The sequence below is a fragment of the Corynebacterium sp. MSK158 genome (assembly GCF_030229085.1).
Classification (GTDB): Bacteria; Actinomycetota; Actinomycetes; order Mycobacteriales; family Mycobacteriaceae; genus Corynebacterium.
In genome coordinates this window covers 1-15,343 of record NZ_JASPHJ010000013.1, presented here as the reverse complement: position 1 = coordinate 15,343, position 15,343 = coordinate 1, and the positions used below count along the sequence as shown (strand labels likewise).

Sequence of the window (15,343 nt, the reverse complement as noted above, 5' to 3'; positions counted from 1 at the left end):
ATTCTACAGACCAGCGGCAGCACGCAATGCTTCCACTCGGTTCAACTGCTCCCACGGCAGCTCAACGTCGGTGCGGCCAAAGTGTCCGTAGGCCGCAGTTTGCGCATAGATGGGACGCAACAGGTCGAGCTCGCGAATGATAGCGGCCGGGCGCAGGTCAAATACCTGATTCACCGCAGCCTGGATATTCGCATCGCTCAGCCCTTCCTTGGCGGTACCAAAGGTCTCCACATACAAGCCGACCGGCTTGGCGCGGCCGATGGCGTAAGCCACCTGGACTTCAGCGCGATCTGCCAAGCCCGCCGCGACGATATTCTTAGCCACCCAGCGCATGGCATAAGCAGCGGAACGGTCCACCTTGCTTGGGTCCTTGCCGGAGAAGGCGCCGCCGCCGTGGCGAGCCATGCCGCCGTAGGTATCGACGATGATCTTGCGGCCGGTAAGACCGGCATCACCCATCGGTCCGCCAAGAATGAAGGAACCGGAAGGGTTGACCAACAAGGTCGTCTCTTCGGTGTAGTACTTGTCCAAGCCGGCGTCCTTGATAACCCATTCAAGGACCTCACTGCGCAAGGGACCTTCCAACCAAGCGCTATCGACCTCGGCATCGTGTTGCGTGGAAATCACCACGGTATCCAGGTGGGACGGCTCATTGTCGTCCGTATAGGCAAAAGTCACCTGGGTCTTGCCATCCGGGCGGAGGTGATCGACGATGCCTTCCTTGCGTACCTGCGTCAGGCGGCGGGACAGGCGGTGCGCCAAAGCGATAGGCAGTGGCATGTACTCAGCGGTCTCATTGGAAGCATAGCCGAACATCAGGCCCTGGTCGCCTGCGCCAGCGGTATCGTTTTCGGCATCATAGTCCTCGTCATGGGCGCGGGCTTCAGTGGAGTTATCTACGCCCGCGCCAATTTCCTGGGACTGCTCGCCGATGGCGATATTCACACCGCAAGTGTTGCCATCAAAGCCGACTTCGGAAGAAGTAAAGCCGATGGATTTAAGGGTGTCACGCACCAGCGCCGGGATTTCTACGTATGCCTCGGTGCGAACCTCGCCCACCACGTGGACTTGGCCGGTGGTTACCAACGTCTCAACGGCCACGCGGGATGCTGGATCCTTTTCTAGCAGGGCATCAAGGATGGCGTCAGAAATGGCGTCACAAATCTTATCGGGATGGCCTTCCGTAACGGACTCGCTGGTAAAAAGACGAGTTGCCACTGCAGCGTTATCAGTCACAAAAACTTCCTTATGTTCTCACTGTTGATTCGATGCTGTGGGTTTTCTACGCCCAAGCCTAATACCTCGCAAGCCTAGACCAAGCGGTCTATAAACGCAATTCTAGTTGTCTACCCTTGAAACATTTCATTCACGGCCGAGAGAATCTGAGCGGCGACAACCTGCTTCGAGCCATGCTCCACGCGTTGCGGCGCGGAATCCGGGCGCAAGATCCAACCCTCGCTGGACTTTTGACCAAAAGTCTTTCCGCGCCCGACCTCATTGGCCATGAGTACATCGCAGCCTTTACGCGCAAACTTTTCCTGGGCGTAGTCCAAGGCGGACTTCTGAGCATCACCGGTTTCGGCGGCGAACCCCACAATTACGCACTCGGCAGGGATTTCCGAGCGCTCGCGCGCAGCGACGAGCCCTTTGAGCACATCCGGGTTTTCCACCAGATGGAGCGTCGAGAGTGCATCGTCTGCCTGCCCCTTCTTCATCTTCGATTCGGCGACCACCGCCGGACGGAAGTCAGAGACTGCAGCGGCCATGATCACCACGTCCGCATCGCGGGACTCCTCGCGCATGGCGTCCTCCAACTCACGGGTGGAGACAATGTGCCGGAGCTTCGCGCCACTTGGCACAGGAAGCTGGGCGATATTACCCGCAACGAGGGTGACCTTGGCCCCCATCTGGGCGGCCCATTCCGCGAGCGCGAATCCCTGCCTGCCGGAAGAGCGATTGCCCAGGTATCGGACCGGATCCAGCTCTTCCTGGGTACCGCCGGCTGATATGACGACTTTCTTGCCCTGCCAGGTGTGCTGCACTCGATAGCCTGCCAGTTCAGTACGGGTAATCTCCGCGATTTGTTCCGGCTCCGGCAAACGACCTGGGCCAGAATCCTTGCCGGTAAGGCGTCCGTGGGCGGGCTCGATGACGGTAATACCGCGGCGCCGCAAAGTAGCCACGTTGTCCTGCGTAGCGGGGTTATGCCACATCTCAGTGTGCATGGCCGGGGCCACAATAACCGGGCACGTCGCGACCAATACGGTGGCCGTGAGCAAATCGTCTGCTCGGCCTGCAGCTAACCGCGCGATAAGATCCGCGGTGGCGGGCGCAATGACCACTGCATCCGCATGCTGTCCTACGTTGACGTGCTGCACCTCATCCACGGCCTGAAACACACTCGTGGCGACGGGATGGCCGGACAGTGCCTCAAACGTGGCCGCGCCCACGAAGTTCAGTGCACTTTCCGTGGGGACAACGCGGACATCATCGCCCGCTTCTTTGAGGTTGCGCACGAGATGGCACGCCTTGTAGGCAGCGATGCCGCCAGCGACGCCCAGAACAATATTGCGAGAGGTATCTTTATCAGTCACACCGCACGATGGTACCTGCCGACATAGAGAAAGGCTCCACCCGCCGCGACCAAGAGGTGCACCCTACTTCGGGGATGCACATCCGTGGCGGCGCGTGGAGCCTTAAAGCTATTACACGCTTAGTGCTAGCTACTTGCCTTCCTCGTGGTCAAGCAGGCCAGCATCAATCTCGCGCAATGCGATGGACAAAGGCTTTTCGCCTGGCTCTGGGGTAACCAGCGGGCCTACGAACTCGAAGACACCTTCATCCTGCTCTTGGTAGTAGCTATTGATCTGGCGTGCGCGCTTAGCGGCAAAGATGACCAAAGCGTACTTAGAGGAAACCTTGTCCAAAAGCTCATCGATCGGGGGATCAGTAATGCCGATCGGATCATCAAATACTGGTTCCGCCTTTGCGGCTTCAGTGTTAGAAGGGGTGGTCACGTTAGTCACATGCACCTTTACATTGATTGAAGATGGTCAAAAAGGAGGTCTATGCCCGCAGGATATCACTAATGGCAGATACTGCCTCGTCCAGATCCTCGTTCACAACGACGTGATCGAACTCGTCCTGTGCGGCTAGTTCCTCATGCGCAGTTTGCAACCTACGGTCAATGACGTCTTGCGGCTCGGTACCGCGGCCGGTAAGCCGCTCCACAAGTACCTCCCATGACGGGGGTGCCAAAAAGACCAGGTCTGCCTCCGGCAGCGCTTTCTTAACACTCCGAGCACCCGCGAGGTCAACCTCAACGAGTACCGGCCGGCCAGCGGCCAAAGCTTCCTCTACCGGCTGGGCGGGCGTTCCAGAGCGCTGCAACCCGCCGTGGATATCAGCCCATTCGAGCATCTCCCCGGCATCGATTCGCTGCTGAAAGGTTTCTGGGGTGACGAAGAAGTAGTCGACACCGTCCTGCTCCCCGGGGCGGGGCTGGCGCGTGGTCATAGACACGCTGAAATACAGCCCCTCGACGTCACTGCGCAGACGCGAAACTACGGTGGATTTTCCCACTGCGGAAGGCCCCGCCAATACGACGAGGCGCCCGCGTGCAGTTGCGTCAGCCATGGTTGTGACTATTCGCCGTAGCCGAAACGCTCGAGGAGAGCACGACGCTGACGCTCACCTAGGCCGCGCAGACGACGGGTCTGAGCAATCTCCAAGTCCTCCATGATTTCCTTAGCCTTGACCTTGCCAACCTTCGGCAGAGCCTCGAGGAGTGCAGAAACCTTGGTCTTGCCGATGATCTCATCAGTCTCGGCCTTTTCGAGCACGTCCTTCAGGTCGGTCTCGCCGCGCTTGAGCGCAGCCTTGAGCTCGGCGCGAGCCTTGCGGGCCTCAGCGGCCTTTGCGAGAGCTTCCTTGCGCTGCTCATCAGTCAACTTTGGAAGGGCCACGGGTTTCCTCCGATTCATTAGATTGATTCTGTTACGTCTAGTACTTGGTACCAGATTACGGTTGCCTAACGCAGTTAATACACCGCGGAAAGTTATTAATAACCTTCGAGCAAACCGACTTCTGGTAATCCTAGCACTGCTCATTGAACGGTGACGATTAGCGGGTCCAAAAGCACGCCTATTTTAGCACGTCACCGCACATACCTTAAACAAAGTACCAGGTAAACGGCGCGGCTGTTAATCAGCCACGCCGCCCCTTTTAGTCCCGGAACTCCGCTGCCACCTGAGCAACTGCTTTGCGCAGGTCAGTGACGTCAGGACCTTGCTCCAGCACTGCTCGGGACACATTGGCGAATCCCAGCGATGGTCGAGCAGAAACAATGCCGTGCACCTGCTCTGGGCCGGCGCCCTGGGCACCGACGCCTGGCAGAAGAACTGGGCCATTGAGCGCATCGAGGCGCGGCGGATTGTCCAACGTAGCGCCGACGACTACGCCGACATCGCCAGGCTTGTCGACCTTGTTCGCCTCGACATTGAACGCGGCGCATTCATCGACGACGCCCTGAGCGATAGTGCTCTCCTCGCCCACCGGGACCGACTGGATGGCACGCGCCTCCGGGTTGGAGGTAGCGGCGAGGACGAATACACCGCGGCCGGTTTCTTCGGCCTTGGTGAAAACCGGACCCAGTGCGCCAACGCCTAGATAGGGCGACACGGTCACAGAGTCTGCGCGCAGCGGCGAGCTATCGCCGAGCCACGCATCTGCGTAGCCGGCCATGGTGGAGCCAATATCGCCGCGCTTGGCATCGGCAACAGTCAGGCACCCCGCTTCCCGCAGGGAAGCTAGGACTTCTTCGAGGACCGCAAAGCCCTGAGAGCCAAAGCGCTCAAAGAAGGCAACCTGTGGCTTTACCAAGGCGGCGGTATCGCTAAAGGCTTCAACGCAGCGCATGCTAAAGGTCCGCAGACCCTCAGCGGTGGGCTCTAGCCCCCACTTGTCCAAGAGATATGGGTGTGGGTCGATGCCAACGCACAGGCGCCCACGCTCCTGCCCGGCTTCTTCTAGCCGCTCGCCAAATCCTTTAGTGCTGTGGGCCATGCTCAAGCTCCTGGAGTGCGCGTACCTGCAGGTTGCCAATGCGCATAGCTTCGATGCCCTGAACAGCTGCGGTTACACCCTGCACGGTGGTCACCAGCGGGATCTCCATGTGCACGGCGGCGGCGCGGATATCGTAGCCATCGTGGCGGGCACCGGCGGAGCCGGCAGGAGTATTGAGAATCCAGTCAATCTCGCCATTGAAAATCTTATCCACGATGGACTCTTCGCCATCCTTGGCCTCAGAGACCTTGGCGGCAACCTCACACTCGATACCGTTGCGGCGCAGCATCTGCGCGGTGCCGGCGGTAGCGACGATGTTGTAGCCCATGTTGGCCAGGCGCTGAATGGGGAAGATCAGGGTGCGCTTGTCGCGGTTGGCAACAGAAACGAAGACGGTGCCCTCCGTGGGCGGTACGGCAAAGGCCGCGATTTCGCCCTTGGCATAGGCCGCACCAAAGTTGGTAGCCAAGCCCATGACCTCACCGGTGGACTTCATCTCTGGCGAGAGCAGCGTATCGAGCAGGCTGCCATCTGGGCGGCGGAAGCGGTTGAACGGCAAGACTGCTTCCTTGACGGCAATCGGGTGTTCCAGCGGCAAAGAGCCACCGTCGTATTCGGAAGGAATCATGCCTTCGGCGCGTAGATCCGCGATGCTCGAGCCCATCATGACGCGAGAAGCTGCCTTAGCCAGTGGTACGCCGGTGGCCTTGGATACGAACGGCACGGTACGGGAAGCACGTGGGTTCGCCTCGATCACATAGAGGATGTCGTCCTTCAAGGCGAATTGGACATTCATCAGGCCCTTGACGCCAATGCCCTCGGCGAGCAAGCGGGTGGACGTGCGGACCTTTTCAATGTCCTCGGGTCCAAGTGTCATCGGAGGCAGCGCACAGGAGGAGTCACCGGAGTGGATACCGGCCTCCTCGATGTGCTCCATGACGCCGCCCAAGTAGACCTCGGTGCCGTCGCACAGCGCATCAACATCAATCTCGATAGCGGAATCCAAGAAGCGGTCCACCAGAACCGGGTGGTCCGGAGACAGCTCGGTGGCGCGCTCGATGTAGTCTTCCAACGCCTTTTCGTCGTAGACGATTTCCATACCGCGGCCGCCCAGCACGTAGGACGGGCGAACCAGTACCGGGTAGCCGATGGAGGAAGCAACCTCGCGGGCCTCCGCGAAGGAGGTGGCGGTGCCGTATTCCGGTGCTGCCAATTCTGCCTCATCGAGGACCTTGCCGAATTCGCCGCGATCCTCGGCGGAGTCGATAGCTGCGGGGCTGGTGCCCACAACCGGAACGCCTGCCTCCTCCAAGCGGGCGGCAAGGCCTAGCGGAGTCTGGCCGCCCAGCTGGACAATCACGCCAGCAACGTCACCAGAAGCGGCCTCCGCGTGGTAGACCTCCATGACGTCCTCGAAGGTCAGCGGCTCGAAGTAGAGGCGGTCTGCAGTGTCATAGTCGGTGGAGACGGTCTCCGGGTTGCAGTTGACCATGACGGTCTCGTAGCCCTGATCCGAAAGTTCCAGGGCTGCGTGAACGCAGGAGTAGTCAAACTCGATGCCTTGACCGATGCGGTTAGGGCCAGAACCCAAAATGATGACCTTGCCCTTGGAGCCTTCCGGTGCGGGGCGAACCTCGGACTCGGCATCCGGGTCAAGCTCATAGGAGCTGTAGTGGTACGGGGTCTGTGCTTCGAACTCACCGGCGCAGGTATCTACCGTCTTGTACACGGGGCGGATGCCCATGCGCCAGCGCAGGCTGCGTACGCCATCCTCGCCGTTGAATTCGGGGCGAAGGGCGGCAATCTGGGCGTCGGAAAGCCCAAAGACCTTGGCCTCGCGCAGCAGTTCCTCGGTGAGCACTGGGGCGTCGATAAGCTCCTGGCGGAAGGCCACCAACGTGGCCAGCTCAGCGATGAACCAGGGGTCAACGCCGGAAGCCTCGTGGACCTCGTCGACAGAAGCGCCGAGTCGAAGGGCCAGCTCGATGTCGTACATGCGGCCCTCGGTTGGGCGCTCCAGATCCTTGAGCACGGCCTGCAGGTCAGTAGCACGCTCGCCCGCGAAGTACTCATCCGGCTTGGTCCAGAAGCCATTGGGCTTGTTTTCCAAAGAACGCATGACCTTGTTCAGGCCCGCGATGTAGTTACGGCCGATGCCCATGGCCTCGCCCACAGACTTCATGGTGGTAGTCAAGGTGTCATCGGCACCCGGGAACTTCTCAAAAGCAAAGCGTGGGGCCTTGACAATGACGTAGTCCAGGGTCGGCTCGAAGGCTGCCTTGGTCTCGCCGGTGATGTCGTTTTGCACCTCGTCCAAGGTGTAGCCAATGGCGAGCTTGGCAGCCAGCTTGGCAATCGGGAAACCGGTGGCCTTGGAGGCAAGCGCGGAGGAACGGGACACGCGCGGGTTCATCTCGATGACGATGATGCGGCCGTCGTCCGGGTTGACCGCGAACTGGATATTACAGCCGCCAGTATCGACGCCGACCTCGCGGATGATGGCAATGCCCAAGTCACGCATCTTCTGGAACTCACGGTCAGTAAGCGTCAGCGCCGGGGCGACGGTGACGGAATCGCCGGTGTGCACGCCCAGGGCGTCGACGTTTTCGATGGAGGCAACGACCACGACGTTGTCATCGCCATCGCGCATGAGCTCGAGCTCGTATTCCTTCCAGCCCAGGATGGATTCCTCAATGAGCACGTTGGCCTCAGGGGATGCGGCCAAGCCGCCGCCGGCGATGCGATCCAGGTCCTCATTATTGAAGGCCAGACCGGAGCCCAGGCCGCCCATGGTGAAGGAAGGGCGGACAACGACGGGCAGGCCGAGCTTGTCGACGGTCTCGTGGACCTCATCCATGTTGTGGCACACAGCGGAGCGGGCGGACTCACCGCCGATGGAGGCGACGATGTCCTTGAACTTCTGGCGGTCCTCGCCGCGCTCGATGGCGTCAATATCGGCACCGATAAGCTCAATGCCGTACTTGTCCAAAATTCCTTGGCGGTCGAGCTGAACTGCGGCATTTAGCGCGGTCTGGCCGCCCAGGGTAGCCAGAACGGCGTCGATGGGGTGTCCCTCTTCGCGTTCCTTGACCAGAATCTTTTCGATGTATTCCGGCTCAATGGGCTCCACGTAGGTGTGGTCCGCAAACTCAGGGTCGGTCATGATGGTGGCCGGGTTGGAGTTGACCAGCGTTACGCGCAGGCCCTCCTCCTTGAGCACGCGGCAGGCCTGGGTACCGGAGTAGTCGAACTCGCAAGCCTGGCCGATGACGATCGGGCCGGAGCCGATGACCAGGACGTGGTTGATGTCGTTGCGCTTTGGCATAGTTATTCTTCCTTTTCCTGGTTGTCTACTTATTTGGGGTGTGGTTAGCCATCAGTTCTTCAAACTGATCGAATAGCGGGTTGGCATCGTGCGGGCCAGCCGCAGATTCCGGGTGGTACTGCACGGAGTAGGCCATGCCGTTGCGCAATGCCACGCCCTCAACGGTGTCGTCATTCAGGCAGATGTGGGTGACCTGCGCGGGGCCGAAGTCGGTGGCGAACTCGGCGTCCTTGCTGTCTAGGTCATAGCCTTCCGGCGCCTTCAGCGCGAAGCCGTGGTTCTGGGAGGTGATATCAATCTTGCCGGTCACGTTATTGCGCACCGGCACGTTGATGCCACGGTGGCCGAACTTCATCTTGTAGGTGTCCAGGCCAAGCGCGCGGCCCAGGAGCTGGTTGCCAAAGCAGATGCCGAAGAACGGAATCTTGGCTTCCAGCACCTGCCTGATGATGCCCACCATTTCATCGGCGGTAGCCGGGTCACCCGGGCCGTTGGAGACGAAGACGCCATCCGGGTTATAGGACTTCACCTTGCCAAAGGAGGTATTTGCGGGCACGACGATGGTTTCGATGCCGCGCTGGGAAAAGTGGCGCGGGGTTGCGGTCTTCACCCCCATGTCGAAGGCAACGACGGTGTACTTCTTCTCCCCTACGGCCTCAACCGTGTACGGCTCGTCGGTAGATACCTCCGCGGCGAGATCGGCGCCTTCCATAGAGTCCTGGGACTTAACTTCCTTGAGCAACTCCTCTACTGGGCGCTTTGCATCTTCGCCGGAGAACAGGCCGGCGGCAATGGAGCCGTAGTTGCGCAGGTGGCGCACCAAGGTGCGGGTATCGATGCCGCGGATGCCAATGACACCCTGCTTTTCCATCTCCTCGCTGAGGCTGCGCTCGGCGCGCCAGTTGGATACGCGCTGCGCGAGGTCGCGGATGACGAGGCCCGCAACCCAGATGTGGTTGCCGTGGGACTCATTGTCCTCGTCGTTCCAACCGGTATTGCCAATGTGCGGCGCTGCGGAAACCACAATCTGGCGGTGGTAAGACGGGTCCGTCATGGTCTCCTGGTAGCCGGTCATCGCCGTGGTGAATACGGCCTCGCCCAAGGTGGTGCCGGTGGCACCAAAGCCATAACCGCGGAAGGTGCGCCCGTCCGCGAGAACGAGGATTGCTGGGGTTCTATCAGTCACGTCGTGGCCTTTCTCTGCCATATAGGTGGTCTCAGTGTGCAAGGTTAGTCTTCTTCGGAGGCTGCCAAGTCAAAAGTGACGGCACCTCGCAAAATGGTGTGGGTAACGCGGGCACCAAATTCTTCGCCAGCGTACGGGTTGTTTTCGGACTTGGAGGCCAGCTTGGCGGAATCAGAAACCCAATGGTGGTTTGGGTCCACAATGGTCAAGTTGGCAGGCTCGCCTTCTACGATGGGACGGCCATGGCCCGGCAGGCGGGTGATTTCTGCTGGGCGCTCGGACATGACACGGGCGACAAAGCGCCAATCGGCCAAGCCGGTCTCGACAAAGATCTTGGCGATGACGGCCAAGGAAGATTCCAGTCCCAACATGCCAGGGCGGGCATTTTCAAACTCCACGCACTTGTCTTCGGAGCCGTGCGGGGCGTGGTCGGTGGCAACGCAGTCGATGGTGCCGTTGAGCAGCGCCTCGCGCAGGGCCTCGGTATCGCGCTGTTCGCGCAGCGGCGGGTTGACGCGGAAGAGGCCATCATAGGTGCGCAGCTTGTCATCGGTCATCAATAGGTGGTGCGGGGTTACCTCGGCGGTGAGAGGAATATCCTGCTCCTTTGCCCACTTCAGCAGCTCCACGGTGCCCTGGGTCGAGGCATGGCAGATGTGCACGCGGTTGCCGTAGTCGCGCGCCAGCAGGGCGTCGCGGGCCACGATGGATTCCTCCGCCACGCGCGGCCACCCGCGCAGGCCGAGCTTGGCCGCGGTCTCGCCTTCATGGGCGGAAGCACCACCAGTCATGCGGTCATCCTCGGCGTGCTGTGCCAGCAGCACGTCCATGCCCTTGGCGTATTCCAAGGCACGACGCATCAGCTGCGGATCCTGGACGCACTTGCCGTCATCGGAGAACATGCGGACCTTGGCGTCCGAGCGCGCCATCATGCCGAACTCAGTGAGGGTCTTGCCTTCCAGGCCCTTGGTAATGGAGCCCACCGGGTGGACGTCGCACAGCGCCAGTGCTTGGGACTTGGCCCATACGGACTCAGCGATGATCGGCTGGTCGGTCACCGGGTTGGTATTAGCCATGGTGAACACGGCGGTGAAACCGCCCTTGGCGGCAGCCTTGGAGCCGGTCTCGATAGTCTCGGTATCCTCGCGGCCGGGCTCGCGCAGGTGCACGTGCATATCCACCAGACCTGGCAAGAGCACGTTGCCCTGGCCGTCGATGACCTGTGCATCCTCGGCTTCTGCCGTATTACCGATGGCAGCGATGACGCCGTCCTTGACCACGACATTGGTGGGCTCGCCTTCGCCGTACAGTCGCACATTCTTAATCACCAGTGGGGATTCCGCCGGCGCGGAAAGGCGACCGGTTTCCGGGTAAGTAGTCATTGTCTCTCCCTAAAGTTGAGTGTGGGTCGCGGTTTTAAATGCCGGCGTTTTCGCCATTGGTAAGCAGGGTAAACAGCACCGCCATGCGGGCGTGTACACCGTTGCGTACCTGCTGCAGGACCGCAGTTTTGTCCAAATCTGCGACGCCGTAGTTAATCTCCATGCCGCGCAGCATCGGGCCTGGGTGCATGACGATGGCGTCCTTATGCATGGCCGCCGCGCGATCCTTGGACAGGCCAAAGAGGTTGGCGTATTCGCGGTGGGAGGGGAAGAAGCCGCCGTTCATGCGCTCCTGCTGCACGCGCAGCATCATGACGACGTCGGCGTCTGCGATTTCCGCATCAAAATCATAGGACACGCGCACCGGCCAATTCTCTACCCCAAAGGGCATGAGGGTGGCTGGGCCCACGAGGGTTACCTCAGCACCAAGAGTGGTAAGCAGATCTACGTTGGAGCGAACGACGCGCGAGTGCAGGCAATCGCCCACAATCTTCACCTTCAGCCCGGCAAAGCCTTCGTCGCTGTGCAGGCCCAGGCGCTGGCGCATCGTGACGGCGTCGAGCAGCGCCTGCGTTGGGTGCTGGTGCGCGCCGTCGCCCGCGTTGATCACTGAAGGTCCCTTGCCATTAGGGGCTACCCACTGGGCCAGCTGCTGCGGCGCACCGGAGGAAGGGTGGCGCATGATGATCGCATCGGCGCCGATGGCGGCCAAGGTAAGGCCCGTATCCTTCAGGGACTCGCCCTTCTTTACCGAGGAGGTGGAGGCAGACAGGTTAATGACGTCCGCGGACATCCACTTGCCGGCCGTTTCAAAGGAAGAGCGGGTGCGGGTGGAATTTTCATAAAAGAGGGTATAGATGGTCCGCCCCCGCAGGGTCGGCAGCTTCTTTACCTCGCGGCCTTCGAGGGCCTCGCGGAAGCGATCCGCTTCATCCATCAGACCGATAATTTCGCTTCGGTCCAGCTCTGCCATATCGATGAGGTGCTTCATGGTTATGCCTCCCCCGTTTCGGAGCCAGCTCCGTCAGTTGTTGCGGCGGCTCGGGTCAATACGACCGCATCCCGGCCGTCAATCTCGCTGTTGTATACGGTGACATCTTCTTCTCGCGCGGTGGGCAGATTCTTACCCACATAATCGGCGCGGATAGGAACCTCGCGGTGGCCGCGATCTACGAGGACGGCCAGCTGAATAATGTCCGGACGGCCCACGTCACTCAACGCGTCCAAGGCGGCGCGGATTGTGCGGCCTGAATACAGCACATCGTCGACCAAAATGACGATGGCATTATCGATTCCACCGGTGGGAATCGTCGTCGGTTGGAGTGCGCGATGCGGCTTATTCAAAAGGTCATCGCGGTAGAGAGTGATATCGAGGGAGCCCCATGGGACTACGACCCCGGAAAATTCTTCAATCTTGTGCGCTAGGCGCTGTGCAAGGGGCACGCCACCAGAGGGAATGCCAAGCAGAATGACCCGCGGTGCGTCCGCGGAATCGAGCGCCGTTTTTTCAATAATCTGGTGCGCGATGCGTGCAACGGTACGCGAAACATCATCGGAGCTTAAAAGCTCTAGCTTGTTCGCGGTAGCGTCAGTTCCACTCATCGTGACCTCCTTCCCCGCCTCACGGTGCGGTCTTTAAAGGATGCCGGTTGATGGTCTCAAAAATGTCTATGCTCTTAGACACAGAATACTCTAGCACCTTCCCCACCATTTGGGTGAGGGCGAAAAGAAGGAGGCGTATCAGTCAGTGAGTTTTTCCGCCGAACACATAGTCCCCGCCCCGCGCGAGCAGGTCTGGCAATGGCATACCCGCCAAGGCGCTTTAACCCGTCTGAACGCGCCCTTTGCCTTCATGAAACCCATCCAGCAGGCCCAGAGCCTAGGCGATGGCACCTCCATCCTGGGCCTTCCGGGCGGCCTGCGCTGGACTGCTCAGCATAAACTTTCCCAGTACCGCGAGGGCTATGAGTTCACCGATGTGTGCGTAAACTCGCCCATTCGCAAATTTGCCACATGGCAGCACCACCACACCTTTGCGGATCACCCAGACGGCACGCTCGTTCGCGATGAAGTTACTACCCGCATCCCTTCGGCGGCGCTGGAATCGGTCTTTGCTTATCGGCAGCACCAGCTCATTGAGGATTTTTCCTTTCTCCAGCGGCTTGCCGACGCCGCCTTAAACACCCAACCACTAACCATCGCCGTAACCGGCTCCCGCGGCAGCGTAGGCACAGCGCTTACCGCACAACTGCGCACCGCTGGGCACACGGTGATCCAGCTCGTGCGCGGCACGGCTTCCAAGGGCCAGCGCACCTGGCGCCCGGAGCAGCCCGATCCCGACCTCCTACGCGGCGTTGACGTCCTCGTCCACCTGGCAGGCGAGCCCATCTTCGGCCGCTTCAACGACGAGCACAAGGCCGCCATCCGCAATTCCCGCGTTGGCCCCACCGAGCGCCTAGCGCGGCTGGCGGGCACTACGGATTCCGTCCACACCATGGTCTGCGCCTCTGCCGTGGGCTACTACGGGTCCGACCGCGGCGATGAGATCCTCACCGAAGACTCCGCACCTGGCGAGGGCTTCCTGGCAGACGTGGTGGTCGAATGGGAGCGCGCCTGCGAGCCCGCCCGCGCCGCAGGCACCCGCGTGGTCAATATCCGCACCGGCATCGCCATGTCGGGCGGTTCCGGCCTCCTGCCACTGCTGCGCGCCCTCTTCTCCACCGGCCTGGGCGGCCCCTTCGGCGACGGTGAGTTCTGGTTCAGCTGGGTTGCCCTCGATGATCTGACGGATGCCTATTTCCGCGCCATCGTGGACGATTCGCTGGAAGGCCCGGTCAATGCGGCCTCGCCTAACCCGGTGCTCAACAAGGACTTCGTCAAAGCCCTCGGTGCAGAGCTACACCGTCCGGCCTTGCTTCCCGTTCCGCCCTTCGGTCCCGCAATCTTGCTGGGCAAGGAAGGCGCCCAAGAGTTGGCCTTGGCGCAACAACGCGTAAGCCCCACCGTTCTACAAAACATCGGGCATACGTTCCGGTACCCCACGATCGATACTGCTCTCGCCCACGAACTTGGCGGCGAGCGCCTATGGCAGTCCCAGTAGCTAGATAAGAACTTAGGTAAACTAGCAAAGGTTGACCTTTATCCCCGATTAGTACATGGATTGAGACTACTTAAGTGTCTGAAGAACCAACCCTGTATCCCGATACGCCGGTAGAGCCCGTAACTCTCGAGCGCATCGGCGAGATCTTTGCATCTGAGAACCTAGAATACCGCCTCGAAGAGCAGCCAGTGAGCGAGGAAGAAACCGTGCAGATTCTGCGCACGGGCTTCTCCAACGTCGCCATCGCCATGCAGGTGCGCGATGATGTGCTCGTGGCAGATTCCGTATGGCGCGGCAACGTGCCTTCTTCTGAGGGTCCAAGCCTGCTGATGGTACTCAACCAATGGAACCAGCAGCACTTCGCGCCGACCCTGCGCTTCTTCGAGTCTGCCGAGAATAACCTCGCTGTCTCCGGCGTGCGCGAGATCAACATTGCCCACGGTTTGTCCCGTAATCAGATCGGCGCCTTCGTGATGTCCACGCTGGATTCTATGCTGCAGTCCTTCGCCTTCGTGGAAGAACACTACCCACAGCTCGTGACTTGGGAGGAGCACAACCATGACTAATGCCTCTACCGAAAATAACCTGCCGGAGATCACCCTGGACCGCGTGGTCGAGGCCATGCGCACCTTCGACATCGAATTGACCAAGATGGACAGCGATATTGAGGCAGCTACCGCCAACCTCAACGGCCTGCCCACCATGTTCGCCGTTCTCGATTCCGTGGTTATTGTCCGCTGCGATGTGCCTACCGACGCCGCCTACTCCAAGGCCGACGCCGGCCTCTTCCTCGCGGCTAACCAGATCAACTCCGTCGCCTTCGGTGCCCGCGCAGTTATCTCGGAGCACGATGACATGCTCGTGGTGCGCACTGAGCGCGATATCCCTGCCGCCGCCGGCATGACCGACGAGCAGCTGCAGGCTGCCCTGAAGACCGCCGTAGATGGCGTCATCCGCGGCCAGGATGCCATGGTTTCTGCCGCCGAAGAAATGGCCAAGCTTGGCTCCGAGACCGCAGCCAACGCCGGTTCTGACGACGCCGCCGCAAGCGACGCCCCGCAGAGCTAAGACGCTCTAGCATCCACCGCTCTCCCCTCTCCTTCCGCCTTAACAACGGCGCAAGGGTGACGGGGAGAGTAGTTCTTTTTGCCCTAGTCCGTTCTGGGCACATGGAGACGCGCAGATGGGCGTCGATTGGCACGGTCTTGGGGGCCTAAACGACAGAATGTGTTGTTTTGCGGCGTGTCGGGCTAAACGACATTTTGTGTTGGTGGAGTTTAGCGTAT

At 60.5% G+C, this 15,343-nt stretch carries 14 protein-coding genes; 3 read left to right on the top strand and 11 right to left on the bottom strand.

What is annotated here, in order from left to right:
* Positions 1-3 precede the first annotated feature (3 nt).
* The 11 genes from metK to pyrR form a co-directional block, all read right to left on the bottom strand.
* Positions 4-1,236: a methionine adenosyltransferase gene (gene metK / locus QP915_RS09785; RefSeq protein ID WP_239277672.1), complete on the bottom strand. Its 1,233-nt coding sequence runs from the start codon at positions 1,234-1,236 to the stop codon at positions 4-6.
* Between the two features lie 110 nt (positions 1,237-1,346).
* A complete protein-coding gene (coaBC, locus tag QP915_RS09780; protein WP_284769205.1) occupies positions 1,347-2,594 on the bottom strand; it encodes a bifunctional phosphopantothenoylcysteine decarboxylase/phosphopantothenate--cysteine ligase CoaBC in 1,248 nt (415 codons plus the stop codon).
* Between the two features lie 129 nt (positions 2,595-2,723).
* Entirely contained in the window at positions 2,724-3,026 is a 303-nt protein-coding gene (rpoZ, locus tag QP915_RS09775) for a DNA-directed RNA polymerase subunit omega (protein ID WP_005324891.1), read from the bottom strand.
* Positions 3,027-3,066: 40 nt separating this feature from the next.
* Positions 3,067-3,636, bottom strand: a complete 570-nt coding sequence (gene gmk / locus QP915_RS09770) for a guanylate kinase (RefSeq protein WP_049378220.1) — start codon at positions 3,634-3,636, stop codon at positions 3,067-3,069.
* Between the two features lie 8 nt (positions 3,637-3,644).
* Positions 3,645-3,965, bottom strand: a complete 321-nt coding sequence (gene mihF, locus QP915_RS09765) for an integration host factor, actinobacterial type (RefSeq protein WP_005328460.1) — start codon at positions 3,963-3,965, stop codon at positions 3,645-3,647.
* 259 nt (positions 3,966-4,224) lie between these two features.
* Positions 4,225-5,064 (bottom strand): orotidine-5'-phosphate decarboxylase, encoded by an 840-nt coding sequence (pyrF, locus tag QP915_RS09760; protein ID WP_284769204.1) that lies wholly within the window; start codon positions 5,062-5,064, stop codon positions 4,225-4,227.
* Positions 5,048-8,389 (bottom strand): carbamoyl-phosphate synthase large subunit, encoded by a 3,342-nt coding sequence (gene carB, locus QP915_RS09755; protein WP_284769203.1) that lies wholly within the window; start codon positions 8,387-8,389, stop codon positions 5,048-5,050. Before carB ends, pyrF begins: the two co-directional genes overlap by 17 nt.
* A 25-nt stretch (positions 8,390-8,414) precedes the next feature.
* Positions 8,415-9,596: a glutamine-hydrolyzing carbamoyl-phosphate synthase small subunit gene (gene carA / locus QP915_RS09750; RefSeq protein WP_284769224.1), complete on the bottom strand. Its 1,182-nt coding sequence runs from the start codon at positions 9,594-9,596 to the stop codon at positions 8,415-8,417.
* 23 nt (positions 9,597-9,619) lie between these two features.
* Positions 9,620-10,957 (bottom strand): dihydroorotase, encoded by a 1,338-nt coding sequence (locus QP915_RS09745; RefSeq protein WP_284769202.1) that lies wholly within the window; start codon positions 10,955-10,957, stop codon positions 9,620-9,622.
* Positions 10,958-10,991: 34 nt separating this feature from the next.
* Positions 10,992-11,948, bottom strand: a complete 957-nt coding sequence (locus tag QP915_RS09740) for an aspartate carbamoyltransferase catalytic subunit (RefSeq protein WP_284769201.1) — start codon at positions 11,946-11,948, stop codon at positions 10,992-10,994.
* Positions 11,949-11,950: 2 nt separating this feature from the next.
* Positions 11,951-12,559 carry a bifunctional pyr operon transcriptional regulator/uracil phosphoribosyltransferase PyrR gene (gene pyrR / locus QP915_RS09735; RefSeq protein WP_284769200.1) on the bottom strand — a complete coding sequence of 203 codons (609 nt, stop codon included), beginning with the start codon at positions 12,557-12,559 and terminating at the stop codon, positions 11,951-11,953.
* Between the two features lie 145 nt (positions 12,560-12,704).
* On the opposite strand from pyrR, the gene QP915_RS09730 reads away from it, so the two are divergent.
* The 3 genes from QP915_RS09730 to QP915_RS09720 all read left to right on the top strand — a co-directional run bounded on the left by QP915_RS09730 (position 12,705) and on the right by QP915_RS09720 (position 15,125).
* Complete coding sequence (locus tag QP915_RS09730) at positions 12,705-14,057, top strand: TIGR01777 family oxidoreductase (RefSeq protein WP_284769199.1); 1,353 nt, start codon at positions 12,705-12,707, stop codon at positions 14,055-14,057.
* Between the two features lie 74 nt (positions 14,058-14,131).
* Positions 14,132-14,623 carry a YbjN domain-containing protein gene (locus QP915_RS09725; RefSeq protein WP_086587601.1) on the top strand — a complete coding sequence of 164 codons (492 nt, stop codon included), beginning with the start codon at positions 14,132-14,134 and terminating at the stop codon, positions 14,621-14,623.
* A complete protein-coding gene (locus QP915_RS09720) occupies positions 14,616-15,125 on the top strand; it encodes a YbjN domain-containing protein (protein ID WP_005324916.1) in 510 nt (169 codons plus the stop codon). Before QP915_RS09725 ends, QP915_RS09720 begins: the two co-directional genes overlap by 8 nt.
* Positions 15,126-15,343 lie beyond the last annotated feature (218 nt).

Excerpts from the sequence above, each read along its gene's own strand:
- gmk (WP_049378220.1), bottom strand. The coding sequence starts at position 3,636 with ATGGCTGACGCAACTGCACGCGGGCGCCTCGTCGTATTGGCGGGGCCT.
- pyrF (WP_284769204.1), bottom strand. The coding sequence starts at position 5,064 with ATGGCCCACAGCACTAAAGGATTTGGCGAGCGGCTAGAAGAAGCCGGG.
- carB (WP_284769203.1), bottom strand. The coding sequence starts at position 8,389 with ATGCCAAAGCGCAACGACATCAACCACGTCCTGGTCATCGGCTCCGGC.
- carA (WP_284769224.1), bottom strand. The coding sequence starts at position 9,596 with ATGGCAGAGAAAGGCCACGACGTGACTGATAGAACCCCAGCAATCCTC.
- QP915_RS09745 (WP_284769202.1), bottom strand. The coding sequence starts at position 10,957 with ATGACTACTTACCCGGAAACCGGTCGCCTTTCCGCGCCGGCGGAATCC.
- QP915_RS09740 (WP_284769201.1), bottom strand. The coding sequence starts at position 11,948 with ATGAAGCACCTCATCGATATGGCAGAGCTGGACCGAAGCGAAATTATC.
- pyrR (WP_284769200.1), bottom strand. The coding sequence starts at position 12,559 with ATGAGTGGAACTGACGCTACCGCGAACAAGCTAGAGCTTTTAAGCTCC.
- QP915_RS09720 (WP_005324916.1), top strand. The coding sequence starts at position 14,616 with ATGACTAATGCCTCTACCGAAAATAACCTGCCGGAGATCACCCTGGAC.